Source organism: Bradyrhizobium sp. LTSPM299, from assembly GCF_000938235.1.
GTDB lineage: Bacteria > Pseudomonadota > Alphaproteobacteria > Rhizobiales > Xanthobacteraceae > Bradyrhizobium.
In genome coordinates this window covers 157,535-170,065 of sequence record NZ_JYMU01000050.1, presented here as the reverse complement: position 1 = coordinate 170,065, position 12,531 = coordinate 157,535, and the positions used below count along the sequence as shown (strand labels likewise).

Sequence of the window (12,531 nt, the reverse complement as noted above, 5' to 3'; positions counted from 1 at the left end):
CATGCTGGTCCTGCGATGCCTGACGACCAATCCGCCATCCCGGCAAGAAACGCCAAACGGCTGTTCGCGGGCCTGGCGTCCGCGCCCGCGATCGTGCTCGCGGTGTCGGGCGGTCCCGATTCCGTGGCGCTGATGTGGCTTGCCGCACGCTGGCGCCGCGCCCTCGCACGCGGGCCGCGATTGATCACCGTCACCGTCGATCACGGCCTGCGCAAGGAGGCCGCCCGCGAGGCCCGCGACGTCAAACGGCTGGCGCAAAGTCTGGAGCTGCCGCATCAAACATTGCGCTGGACCGGCGCCAAGCCGAGCACCGGATTGCCGGCGGCCGCCCGCGAGGCGCGCTATCGCTTGCTGGCACAGGCCGCGCGCAAGCACGGTGCCACCCACGTCCTCACCGCGCATACCCGCGACGACCAGGCCGAGACGCTGTTGATGCGGATGCTGCGCGGCAGCGGCATCGCGGGCCTGGCGGCGATGGCGCGCGAGACGGAGCGGGAAGGGGTTCGGCTGGCGCGGCCCTTGCTCGATATCTCCAAGGCACAGTTGATCGCAACGCTGAAGAAGGCTGGCGTCGGTTTTGCCGACGATCCGACCAATCGCGATCCAGCCTTCACGCGTCCGCGGCTGCGGGCGCTGATGCCGGCGCTGGCGGAAGAGGGCGGTGACGCACGGAACCTGGCGCGGCTCGCGGCGCGGCTTGCGCGCGCCAATGCGGCCGTGGAGGTGCTCGCCGACGGCGCCGAGCGCTATCTTGCGTTGAAGGGCGAAGGTGCCGCTCGCGCCGGCTTCGACGCAGTGTTGTTTACGGCGATGCCCGAGGAGATCCGCCTTCGCCTCCTGAAGCGCGCCATTGACCGGACCGGACACGAAGGGCCTGCCGAGCTCGGCAAGGTCGAAACCCTGCTTGCGGCTTTGGATCGCGCCGTGGCGGAGCGCGGGCCAAGGCTGAAACAGACCCTGGCGGGGGCGGTTATCAGCGTTGCCGGCGGCCGTATCCGGGTCGAGCCGGCGCCGCGCCGCCGCACGCGTTCCGGGTGAGTTTGGCCGATTGTTTCAATCGCTGTCATAATCCGGTGGGGAGGCTTAACTAACCCCGGAAAACACCAGATTTGGCGCCATTATTTGACCGGGAATCGCGCTAGGATGCGTTAAATAGTCCTGCGTGGTTCCCTTGGCATCGACCCCTGCGGCACCTAAATTGATATCATCGACGGGATAGATTCCTCGGGGATTCCCACAGAGCCTGCCCAAGGATAAGTAGAGGCCGCGATCCGCGCGACCACGAAGGAAGACAATGAACGCCAATCTGCGGAATTTCGCCCTCTGGGTCATTATCGTTTTGCTGTTGCTGGCGTTGTTCACGCTGTTCCAGAATCCTGGCCAGCGCACCTCCTCGCAGGACATCTCGTTCTCGCAGCTTCTGACCGAAGTCGATCAGGGCCATGTCCGCGACGTCGTGATCCAGGGGCCGGATATCCACGGCACCTTCACCAACGGCTCGAGCTTCCAGACCTATGCGCCGAGCGATCCGACGCTGGTGAAGCGCCTGTATGACGGCAAGGTGCAGATCACCGCGAAGCCGCCGGGCGACAACGTGCCGTGGTTCGTGTCGCTGCTGGTGTCTTGGTTGCCGTTCATCGCGCTGATCGGCGTCTGGATATTCCTGTCGCGGCAGATGCAGGGCGGCGCCGGCAAGGCGATGGGCTTCGGCAAGTCACGCGCCAAGATGCTGACCGAGGCGCATGGCCGCGTTACCTTCGAGGACGTCGCCGGCGTCGACGAGGCCAAGCAGGATCTGCAGGAGATCGTCGAGTTCCTGCGCGACCCCGGCAAATATCAGCGGCTCGGCGGGCGGATTCCGCGCGGCGTGCTGCTGGTCGGCCCTCCCGGCACCGGCAAAACCCTGATCGCGCGTGCGGTCGCGGGCGAAGCCAACGTACCGTTCTTCACCATTTCGGGTTCGGACTTCGTCGAAATGTTCGTCGGCGTCGGTGCTTCCCGCGTCCGTGACATGTTCGAGCAGGCCAAGAAAAATGCGCCGTGCATTATCTTCATCGACGAAATCGACGCGGTCGGCCGCCATCGCGGCGCCGGCCTCGGCGGCGGCAATGACGAGCGCGAACAGACGCTCAACCAGTTGCTGGTCGAGATGGACGGCTTTGAGGCCAATGAAGGCGTGATCCTGATCGCGGCGACCAACCGTCCCGACGTGCTAGATCCCGCGTTGCTGCGTCCCGGCCGCTTCGACCGTCAGGTGGTGGTGCCGAACCCGGACGTCGTCGGCCGCGAGCAGATCCTCAAGGTTCACGTCCGCAAGGTGCCGCTGGCGCCGGATATCAACCTCAAGACCATCGCGCGCGGCACCCCCGGTTTCTCCGGCGCCGATCTGATGAACCTCGTCAACGAGGCGGCGCTGACCGCGGCGCGTCGCAACAAGCGCATGGTGACCCAGTCCGAGTTCGAAGAGGCCAAGGACAAGGTCATGATGGGCGCCGAGCGCAAGTCGCTGGTGATGACGGAAGAAGAGAAGATGCTGACCGCCTATCACGAAGGCGGCCACGCCATCGTCGGCCTCAACGTCGTCGCGACCGATCCGATCCACAAGGCGACCATCATTCCGCGCGGCCGTGCGCTGGGCATGGTGATGCAGCTGCCTGAGCGCGACAAGCTGTCGATGTCGCTGGAGCAGATGACCTCGCGTCTCGCCATCATGATGGGCGGCCGTGTCGCCGAAGAGCTGATCTTCGGCCGCGAAAAGGTCACCTCGGGTGCGTCCTCCGACATCGAGCAGGCAACACGCCTAGCTCGCATGATGGTGACGCGCTGGGGCCTCTCCGAGGCGCTTGGCACCGTCTCCTATGGCGAAAACCAGGACGAGGTGTTCCTCGGGATGTCGGTGTCGCGAACCCAGAACGCGTCGGAGGCGACGGTTCAGAAGATCGACAACGAGATCCGGCGCTTTGTGGAAGAAGGCTACAACGAAGCGACGCGGATCCTCACTGAGAAGCGCGCCGACCTTGAAGCTCTCGCAAAGGGCCTGCTCGAATTCGAGACGCTGTCTGGCGACGAGATTCAGGATCTGCTCAAAGGCAAGAAGCCGAACCGTGAGTCGGTTCTGGAGCCGTCGACGCCGCGCGCGTCCGCTGTACCGCCGGCCGGCAAGCCGCGCCCGCGTCCCGATCCGGACCCCGGCCTGGAGCCGCAGCCGCAGGCTTAAGCGCCCACAGCCATGGCCGGCACTTCCGGCAAATCGATTGTGCAGAAGCTCGGCCTCAAGCCGGGCTTTTGCATTTTTGTGGACGGTTTGTCCGTTGCCTATCGCGACGTCGTCGGTGAACTGCCCGCCGATGTGCGGATGGCAACGACCGCGAACGGGCCGCTCGATGCCGTGCATCTGTTCGCGGTCGAGGCTAAGGGGCTCGCCGTCAAGCTACGCCGCTATCGGCAAGCGATCGCGCCTGAGGGCATGATCTGGGTGTCGTGGCCGAAGAAGAGCTCGGGCGTCACGACCGATCTCACCGATGTAGTGGTGCGTGAGACCGGGCTTGCGGCTGGTCTCGTCGACATCAAGGTCTGCGCCGTTGATGAAGTCTGGTCGGGGCTGAAGTTCGTGATTCCCGTCAAGGAGCGCGACAAGGCATCGAAATAGCCGCCGCTCATCATTGCTTATAAAGCATCATGATTATGATTGGCGTCCATTAGGGCGCCGTGGCATCCTCTGCTCGGCCGGTTAACGGCACGGCCGCGTCCCAAGAAGCGCGGTGAAAGAATCAGGGGAGGGGAAGCCGATGCGTAAGGCATTTGGCGCGCTTGCCGCCGTTTCATTCCTGCTGCTGCCTGCCGCTTCCGTCGCCGCCGAGATGCGCGGCGTCACCGCAACCGAAATCAGGATCGGCCAGACCATGCCCTATAGCGGGCCGGTGTCGGCGTTCGGTGCGCTGGGCAAAGGTGAGGCCGGCTATTTCAAGATGGTCAACGAACGCGGTGGCATCAATGGGCGCAAGGTCAATTTGATCTCGCTCGACGATTCCTACGCGCCGCCGAAGACGGTGGAGCAGACCCGCCGTCTGGTCGAGAGCGACGAGGTCGCGCTGATCTTCTCCTCGATCGGCACCGCGCATAACACCGCGATCGCAAAATACCTGCAGGGCAAGAACATCCCGCAGCTGTTCCTGGCTTCCGGCGCCTCGAAATTCGGCGACATCGCGCAATTTCCGCAGGCCGTGATGGGGGTGCAGGCGCCGTTCCGCTACGAGGCGCGGCTTTATGCACGCTATGCGCTGGCGAAGAATCCGAACGCGACATTCGCCGTGATCTCGCAGAACGATGATTACGGTCGCGATTATCTCGCCGGCTTGAAGGACGTGCTCGGCGAGAAATATGACGCTCTTGTCACCGGTGCGACCTACGAGATATCAGACCCGACGATCGACTCGCAGATCGTCAAGCTGAAGGCGTCGAACGCCGACGTCTTCGTGATCGCGGCGACGCCGAAATTCGCGGCGCAGTCGATCCGGAAAGCCTATGAGATCGGCTGGCGACCGATGATTTTCCTCTCCAATACCGCGGTCTGGATTTCGACCGTGATGCAGCCTGCCGGCGTCGAGGCAGGCACCGGCATTATTTCCACAGCCTATGTGAAGGACCCCGACGATCCCGCCTGGAAGGACGATGCCGGCATGAAGGGTTGGCGCGAATTCATGACCAAATACGTGCCGGACGCAGACCAGCACGACACCAACTACGTCAACGCCTATAACAGCGCGATGGCGCTGGAGGCCGTGCTGAAGGCCTGCGGCAATGATCTGTCGACCGAGAACATCCTGAAGCAGGCCTATTCGATCAAGGACCTGGAATTGCCGATGCTGCTGCCGGGCATCAGGATCAACACCTCGCCGACCGACCATGTGCCGGTCGAGCAGATGCAGTTCATGCGCTTCAACGGCAAGAATTGGGACCGGTTTGGCGACCTGCAGACGGGGAATTGAATCTGTTGCGTCATTGCGAGCCAACGGGTCGCGCGAACGCGCGCCCCGTTGGCTCGCAATGACGAAGTAGTTGCTGGCTTACGCCGTTCTCATCGCCCCGAAATGCCGTTCCAGAATCTGCTCCGGCGTTTCACTCAGCTCGATCGTCTGTCCGTCGCCGCCGACGAGGGCGAGCACGGTGCGCTCGCCGTCGCGCCACATCGAGCCGACCAGCGCGATGTTGATGTGAATGGCCTGCCCCGTTGCAAACCTCGTGCATTCGATCCAGAAGCGCATGACGTCTCTCTCGATATGCGGGGTTGAACGGGGCAGGCGGGAGTTGCGCTACGCCAGCTCGCGGAGTTCGCGGGCGGCGGCGACCATGTTGACGAGGGCGGGCCGGACCTCTTCCCATTTGCGGGTCTTCAGGCCGCAATCCGGATTGATCCAGAGCTGGGCATCGGACAGCCGTTGCCGGGCGAGCTTGAGCAGCTCGGTCATCTCCGTGACCTCGGGCACGCGCGGCGAGTGGATGTCATAGACACCCGGCCCGATCTCGTTCGGATAGCGGTAGTTCCGGAAGGCGTCGAGCAGCTCCATCTTCGAGCGTGACGTCTCGATCGAGATCACATCCGCGTCCATCGCACCGATTGCGTCGATGATGTCGTTGAACTCGGAGTAGCACATGTGGGTGTGGATCTGGGTCTCGTCGCGAACGCCGGACGAGCAGATGCGGAAGCACTCCACGGCCCAGTCGAGATAGGTTGTCCACTCGGAGCGGCGCAGCGGCAGGCCTTCGCGCAGAGCCGCCTCGTCGATCTGGATCATGCCGGCGCTGGCGGTCTCGAGGTCGCCGACCTCATCGCGGATCGCGAATGCGATCTGCCGGCAGGCTTCGCTGCGCGGGATGTCGTCGCGAACGAAGGACCAGTTCAGGATGGTGACCGGTCCGGTCAGCATCGCCTTCATCGGCCGCTTGGTCAGCGACTGCGCGTACAGCCACCATTCGACCGTCATCGGCTTCGGACGTGACACGTCACCGAACAGGATCGGCGGCCTGACATAGCGCGAGCCGTAGGACTGCACCCAGGCGTTCTCGGTGAAGACGAAGCCCGACAGCTGCTCGCCGAAATACTGCACCATGTCGTTACGCTCGAACTCGCCATGGACGAGGACGTCGAGGCCGATGGTTTCCTGCCAGCGCACGGCCAGCGCGGTCTGCTCCTGCAGGAAGGTCTTGTAGTTGGCATCGCTTAGCCCGCCCTTGGCATGGGCCGCGCGCGCCTTTCGGATCTCCGGTGTCTGCGGGAACGAGCCGATCGTCGTGGTCGGGAACGAGGGCAGGTTGAAACGCGCATGCTGCGTGCCGGCACGTTCTCCGAACGCGCTGGCGCGGCGGCGCATCGCTGCATCGACGCTAGCGAGACGCTGCGCGACCTTGGCGTCGTGAATCCGCGGCGAGATTTTGCGTGCGGCTGCGGCCGCATCCGAGGCCTTCAGGGTGGTCTCGACCGGACCGCGGCCGCCGGCAAGCGCGCTACCCAGCGCTGCCAGTTCCTCCATCTTCTGCACGGAGAAGGCGAGCCAGCTCTTCACTTCGGCGTCGAGCTTGGCCTCTAACCCGAGATCGATTGGAACGTGCAGCAGCGAGCAGGAGGGCGCGATCTGCACGCTGTCCTTGCCGAGCTTTGCGATCACAGGCTCGAGCCGGTCGAGGATCTTGCCCAAATCGGCGCGCCAGATGTTGCGGCCGTCGATCACGCCGAGCGATACGACACGATCGGCGGGCAACCGAGCGAGGTCGTCGAGCTGTTCGGGCGCGCGCACGAGGTCGAGATGCAGGCCGGCGACCGGAAGCGCGAAGGCGGTGTCGCGATTCTCACCCAGGCTGCCGAAATAGCTGGCCAGCATGATCTTGACCTGCGGCACCGCCTTGGCGATCTCCGCATAGGCATGGCGCAGCGCGCTACGCGCCGCATCGTCGAGATCGAGCACCAGGCAGGGCTCATCGATCTGCACCCACTCGGCGCCGCTTTTGGCGAGCTCGCGCAGGACCTCGATATAAACCGGCAGCAGCCGGTCCAGCAGCGACAAAGTGTCGGGGCCGGCATCCTTGCTCTTGGCGAGCTTCAGGAACGTGACCGGACCGACCAGCACCGGCCGGGTCTGATAGCCCAGCGCCTTGGCTTCCTGGTATTCCTCGATCGGCTTGCGTGAGGCGAGGCTGAATTGCTGATCCTTCGACAGTTCCGGCACCATGTAGTGGTAGTTGGTGTCGAACCACTTGGTCATTTCCTGCGCCGGAACGCCGTGACCGTGGCCGTGATGGGCATGGCTGCAGGCAGGGTCATGTGCGTGGCCTTCCGCGCCGCGCGCCATCGCGAAATAAGTCGCGAGCGGCACCGCGCCGCCGGTCCAGCCGTAGACTTCGGGAATCGCGCCGACCATGACCGAGGTGTCGAGCACCTGATCGTAGAACGAGAAATCGTTCGACGGAATCACCGACACGCCGAGCTTCTTCTGCCGCGCCCAGTTGGCGGCGCGCAGCCCGATACCGGTCTCGATCAGAGCCGGTTGGTTTGATGTGCCGGACCAGAAGCTTTCCAGCGCGACCTTGAGTTCGCGGCGCGGGCCGATTCGCGGCGTTCCGAGCGTGGCAACGGCAAGTGAAGAGATTGTAGAAGACATTGGCTTAACCCCAAAAGTTGGGGGCAAAGGCCGTAGTGACACGTCTGGACTCCGCAAACACGGAGTGCGCGTGCGGGGTCGCAACCGCACCACCGGGACACCCCGCCCGTGGACGTGTATGTTGTCGAGGCAGGTCTCCTGGCTCACGGGTCTCAGCTACCGTTCCGGCCTTCCCAAAGCTTTCGCTTCAGTGGCTGAAGTTGAACGGTGGCTCACCGCTTACAGTTGCGGGGGCAGCGCCGGCGTTACACCGGCTTCCCTCTTAGCTTCGAAAGAAAGTGCCTCTCGAAGAACCACGACGCGCCCACTTATCGACAACATGATGGGCGCGTCAACACACGCGGGCTTGACCCGACTTACCCACCGATTCCCACAGGGCTGCCGATCAGATTTCAAAAATTTTTCACTGAAGCGGTTCGGGCCGTTGACACCCGTCCTCAAATCACACCAGATATAGGCGTCACGGTCCGCCATATCCCTAGATTTGGTGGCTAAGAGGGAAGTCGGTGAACTACGGGTAGACCCGTAAAAATCCGGCGCTGCCCCCGCAACTGTAAGCAGTGAGTTGTTCCCGCCCTGTTAAGTCACTGATGCGACACCGCATTGGGAAGACGAGGGAGCAACAGCGACCTGCAAGCCAGGAGACCTGCCGGGACACCGAATCTACGTCCACGGGCGGGGTGTCCCGGCGGTCGCTTGCATTGCCATGCCGGCGCGTTGCCGCCGGTTGATGCGGCGTCCCCTCGACATCCAGCCCCAACAAAACATGCATGGGGTCTGCACGATGTCACTCTCTCTCGATCGCGAAGTTAAGCCAGCGCCGCTCATCCTCCTGCGTCCGGAATCGCTTGCCGCGCCGGACGCCGAGCTTCCGATGCAGGTGATTCGCCGCAACGGTACGGTGTCGAGATTCGACGCCAGCAAGATTTCGGTGGCGATGACCAAGGCGTTCCTGGCGGTCGAGGGGCATACCGCAGCAGCATCACGCCGCGTCCACGAGATCGTCGAGCAGCTCACCGCCGAGGTCGTCGGCGCGCTGGCGCGCCGGATAAGCGAGGGCCGTACCTTCCATATTGAGGATGTGCAGGACCAGGTCGAGCTGGCGCTGATGCGCAGCGAGCACCACAAGGTCGCGCGCGCCTATGTGCTGTACCGCGATGAACGCACCCGGCAGCGCGCCGAGCAGGACGCGGCGAAGGTTGCGAAGCCCGTAGCCGGGCCGACGATCCATGTCACACGGCTTGATGGCACCAAAGTGCCGCTCGACCAGGCGCGGCTTGCGCTGATCGTCAACGAGGCCTGCGCCGGGCTCGACGGCGTCGACGCCGCGCCCGTTATCGCCGAGACCCAGCGCAACGTCTATGACGGCATCAGCCAGGACGAACTGGCGCAGGCCTCCGTGATGGCCGCGCGCACGCTGGTCGAGCAGGAGCCGAACTATGCTTATGTCAGCGCCCGCCTGTTGCTCGACAAGCTCCGCACCGAGGTGCTGTCCTACGTCCACGACGTACCGACCAACGCGTCGCAGGCCGACATGGCCGTGCGCTATGCCGAGTATTTCCCGGCCTATATCAAGACCGGCATCAAGGCCGAGCTGCTTGACGCCGACCTCGGCCGCTTCGACCTGGCGCGGCTCGCCGCGGCGCTGAAGCCCGAGCGCGATCTGTCGTTCCAGTTCCTCGGGCTGCAGACGCTGTACGATCGTTATTTCCTGCACGTCCGTAACAACCGCATCGAGTTGCCGCAGGCCTTCTTCATGCGCGTCGCCATGGGACTTGCCTCGCGCGAGATCGACCGCGAGGCCCGCGCGATCGAGTTCTACGATCTGCTGTCGTCGTTCGACTTCATGGCCTCGACGCCGACATTGTTCAATTCCGGCACGCTGCGGCCGCAGCTGTCGTCGTGCTTCCTCACCACCGTGGCCGATGACCTCGACGGCATCTTCAAGTCGGTCAAGGACAACGCGCTGCTGGCGAAATATTCCGGCGGGCTCGGCAACGACTGGACGCGCGTCCGCGGGCTCGGCGCGCACATCAAGGGCACCAATGGCGAAAGCCAGGGCGTAGTGCCGTTCCTGAAAGTCGCCAACGATACCGCGATCGCCGTCAACCAGGGCGGCAAGCGCAAGGGCGCAGTCTGCGCCTATCTCGAGACCTGGCACGTCGACATCGAGGAATTCCTCGATTTGCGCAAGAACACCGGCGACGACCGCCGCCGCACCCACGACATGAACACGGCGAACTGGGTGCCTGACCTGTTCATGCAGCGCATCGAAACCGACGGCGAATGGACGCTGTTCTCGCCGGACGAGACGCCCGACCTCCACGACCTCTACGGCAAGCCGTTTGCCGAGCGCTATGCGCACTATGAAGCCAAGGCTGCGCGCGGCGAGATGCGGGTGTTCAAGCAGGTCCGCGCCGTCGACCTCTGGCGCAAGATGCTGACCATGCTGTTCGAAACCGGTCATCCCTGGATCACCTTCAAGGATCCCTGCAATCTGCGCTCGCCGCAGCGCCATGCTGGCGTGATCCACTCCTCGAACCTGTGCACCGAGATCACGCTCAACACGTCCGACGACGAGACTGCGGTCTGCAATCTCGGCTCGATCAATCTGCTCAATCACATTCAGGACGGCCGGCTCAACGAGATCAGGCTGAAGAAGACCGTCACGACGGCGATGCGGATGCTCGATAACGTCATCGACATCAACTTCTACACCATCCCGGAAGCGCGCCGTTCCAACCTGCGGCACCGCCCGGTCGGTCTCGGCCTGATGGGCTTCCAGGACGCGTTGCAGGCGTTGCGGATCGCGGTGGCGTCGGATGCCGCTGTGACCTTCGCCGACACCAGCATGGAGGCGATCTCCTACTACGCGATTTCGGCCTCGGTCGATCTCGCCGCCGAACGCGGGCGCTATCCCTCGTTCGACGGCTCGCTGTGGAGCCAGGGCATCCTGCCGATCGATTCGATCGAGTTTGTCGCCGACGCCCGTGGCGGCCTCGATATGGACCGCTCCAGCACCCGCGACTGGGCAGCCTTGCGCGGGCGCGTCACCTCGGTCGGCATGCGCAATTCGAACGTGATGGCGATCGCGCCGACGGCGACGATCTCCAACATCTGCGGCGTCGCGCAGTCGATCGAGCCCGCCTACCAGAACCTCTACGTCAAATCCAACATGTCGGGCGACTTCACGGTCGTGAACGAGTTCCTGGTGCGCGATCTCAAGGCGCGCGGGCTGTGGGATGAGGTGATGGTCAACGACCTCAAATATTTCGACGGCAGCGTCGGCACCATCGACCGCATCCCGGACGACCTCAAGGCCCTCTACGCGACCGCCTTCGAGATCGACTCCAGCTGGCTGGTCGAGGCGGCCTCACGCCGGCAGAAGTGGATTGACCAGGCGCAGTCGCTCAACCTCTACATCGCCAATCCGTCCGGCAAGAAGCTCGATTCGCTCTATCGCCTGGCGTGGTCGCGCGGTCTGAAGACAACCTACTATCTGCGCTCGCGCAGCGCGACGCATGTCGAGAAGTCGACGCTGAAGGGCACCGACGGCAAGCTCAATGCGGTCTCGTCGGTGACGCTGATGTCGCCGGCGCCGGACTTGTCGGGAGCGATCGCCTGCTCGATCGACAATCCCGAATGCGAAGCCTGCCAGTAAGCGAAAAATAAGGACAAGATGATGCTCGACTGGTCAGAAACCCAGACCACCCTGCGGCAAGCGCCGCAGGCACTGCAAGCGCCGCAGGCTTTTGTCGCGCCGCCGGCTTTTGCGGCTGCGCCTGCCGCTCCTGCTGACGCGACTGGCCTCGGCGCGATCGATCGCCGCGGCGGCCGCGTCTCGGTCGACGAGAAGCGGATGATCAATTGCCGCGCCGACGTCAATCAGCTGCTCCCGCTGAAGTACAAATGGGCGTGGGAGAAATACCTCGCCGGCTGCAACAATCACTGGATGCCGACCGAGGTCTCGATGCAGGCCGACATCGCGCTGTGGAAATCACGCGACGGCCTCACCGAGGACGAACGCCGTGCCATCAAGCGCAATCTCGGCTTCTTCGCGGCTTCCGAAAGCCTGGTTGCCAACAACATCGTGCTGGCGATCTACCGTCACCTCACCAATCCGGAGTGCCGGCAATATCTGCTGCGCCAGTCCTTCGAGGAGGCGGTGCACACCCACACCTTCCAGTACATCGTCGAAAGCCTCGGCCTCGACGAGGGCGAGCTGTTCAACATGTACCGCGAGGTACCTGCGATCACCGACAAGGCGGCGTGGGCGATCAGGCATACCCAGCATCTCGACGATCCCGATTTCAAGACCGGCACACCCGCTTCCGATCAGGCGTTCCTGCGCGACCTCGTCGCCTTCTACGTGATCTTCGAAGGCATGTGGTTCTACACCGGCTTCGCGCAGATCCTCTCGCTCGGCCGTCGCAACAAGATGGTCGGGATCGCCGAGCAGTATCAATACATCCTGCGCGACGAGAGCATTCACCTGAATTTCGGCATCGACGTGATCAACCAGATCAAGATCGAGAATCCGCATCTGTGGACGTCGGCATTCCAGGACGAAGTCGGCGGCATGATCCGCGAGGCCGCGGAGCTCGAGGCATCTTATGGCCGCGATACCATGCCGCGCGGCTTCCTCGGGTTGAACGCCGCATTGTGCGAGCAATACATGCACTTCATCGCTAACAGGCGCTGTGCACAAATCGGTCTGGCGCCGGTATTCGCGGAGGCGGAGAATCCGTTTCCCTGGATGTCGGAAGCGATGGATCTGAAGAAGGAGAAGAACTTCTTCGAGACGCGCGTGATCGAATACCAGAACGGCGGCGCGTTGAACTGGGAGTGAAACGCTCGCGCGCCGTCTGAAGACGGC

8 protein-coding genes and 2 riboswitches are annotated in these 12,531 nt (G+C 63.6%); of the genes, 6 read left to right on the top strand and 2 right to left on the bottom strand.

Features of this window, described 5'->3' with window-relative positions; all coding sequences use genetic code 11:
- Positions 1-15 precede the first annotated feature (15 nt).
- The 4 genes from tilS (at position 16) to UP10_RS27070 (ending at position 4,988) form a co-directional block, all read left to right on the top strand.
- On the top strand, positions 16-1,038 hold the full coding sequence (gene tilS / locus UP10_RS27085) for a tRNA lysidine(34) synthetase TilS (protein ID WP_044590268.1): 1,023 nt from the start codon (positions 16-18) through the stop codon (positions 1,036-1,038).
- A 256-nt stretch (positions 1,039-1,294) separates the two neighbouring features.
- Entirely contained in the window at positions 1,295-3,217 is a 1,923-nt protein-coding gene (ftsH, locus tag UP10_RS27080) for an ATP-dependent zinc metalloprotease FtsH (protein WP_044539476.1), read from the top strand.
- A 12-nt stretch (positions 3,218-3,229) separates the two neighbouring features.
- Entirely contained in the window at positions 3,230-3,649 is a 420-nt protein-coding gene (locus tag UP10_RS27075; protein ID WP_044590267.1) for a DUF3052 family protein, read from the top strand.
- A gap of 139 nt (positions 3,650-3,788) precedes the next feature.
- Positions 3,789-4,988: an ABC transporter substrate-binding protein gene (locus UP10_RS27070; protein WP_044590266.1), complete on the top strand. Its 1,200-nt coding sequence runs from the start codon at positions 3,789-3,791 to the stop codon at positions 4,986-4,988.
- 78 nt (positions 4,989-5,066) lie between these two features.
- On the opposite strand, the gene UP10_RS27065 is transcribed toward UP10_RS27070, so the two are convergent.
- Together UP10_RS27065 and metE are read right to left on the bottom strand one after the other, a co-directional pair.
- Positions 5,067-5,264: a hypothetical protein gene (locus UP10_RS27065; protein WP_044590265.1), complete on the bottom strand. Its 198-nt coding sequence runs from the start codon at positions 5,262-5,264 to the stop codon at positions 5,067-5,069.
- Between the two features lie 48 nt (positions 5,265-5,312).
- Positions 5,313-7,655 (bottom strand): 5-methyltetrahydropteroyltriglutamate--homocysteine S-methyltransferase, encoded by a 2,343-nt coding sequence (gene metE, locus UP10_RS27060; RefSeq protein WP_044590264.1) that lies wholly within the window; start codon positions 7,653-7,655, stop codon positions 5,313-5,315.
- Positions 7,656-7,766: 111 nt separating this feature from the next.
- Positions 7,767-7,968, bottom strand: a riboswitch (cobalamin riboswitch).
- Positions 7,969-8,101: 133 nt separating this feature from the next.
- Positions 8,102-8,323: riboswitch (cobalamin riboswitch) on the top strand.
- 116 nt (positions 8,324-8,439) lie between these two features.
- Between metE and UP10_RS27055 the strand changes: the two genes are divergently transcribed.
- Both UP10_RS27055 and UP10_RS27050 read left to right on the top strand, forming a co-directional pair.
- Positions 8,440-11,316: a ribonucleoside-diphosphate reductase subunit alpha gene (locus UP10_RS27055; protein ID WP_044590263.1), complete on the top strand. Its 2,877-nt coding sequence runs from the start codon at positions 8,440-8,442 to the stop codon at positions 11,314-11,316.
- A 21-nt stretch (positions 11,317-11,337) separates the two neighbouring features.
- Positions 11,338-12,504 carry a ribonucleotide-diphosphate reductase subunit beta gene (locus UP10_RS27050; protein WP_082077273.1) on the top strand — a complete coding sequence of 389 codons (1,167 nt, stop codon included), beginning with the start codon at positions 11,338-11,340 and terminating at the stop codon, positions 12,502-12,504.
- The last annotated feature ends 27 nt before the right edge of the window (positions 12,505-12,531 follow it).

Bases quoted from the DNA above. Each gene is read 5' to 3' on its own strand.
- tilS (WP_044590268.1), top strand. From the start codon at position 16: ATGCCTGACGACCAATCCGCCATCCCGGCAAGAAACGCCAAACGGCTG.
- ftsH (WP_044539476.1), top strand. From the start codon at position 1,295: ATGAACGCCAATCTGCGGAATTTCGCCCTCTGGGTCATTATCGTTTTG.
- UP10_RS27075 (WP_044590267.1), top strand. From the start codon at position 3,230: ATGGCCGGCACTTCCGGCAAATCGATTGTGCAGAAGCTCGGCCTCAAG.
- UP10_RS27070 (WP_044590266.1), top strand. From the start codon at position 3,789: ATGCGTAAGGCATTTGGCGCGCTTGCCGCCGTTTCATTCCTGCTGCTG.
- UP10_RS27065 (WP_044590265.1), bottom strand. From the start codon at position 5,264: ATGCGCTTCTGGATCGAATGCACGAGGTTTGCAACGGGGCAGGCCATT.
- metE (WP_044590264.1), bottom strand. From the start codon at position 7,655: ATGTCTTCTACAATCTCTTCACTTGCCGTTGCCACGCTCGGAACGCCG.
- UP10_RS27055 (WP_044590263.1), top strand. From the start codon at position 8,440: ATGTCACTCTCTCTCGATCGCGAAGTTAAGCCAGCGCCGCTCATCCTC.
- UP10_RS27050 (WP_082077273.1), top strand. From the start codon at position 11,338: ATGCTCGACTGGTCAGAAACCCAGACCACCCTGCGGCAAGCGCCGCAG.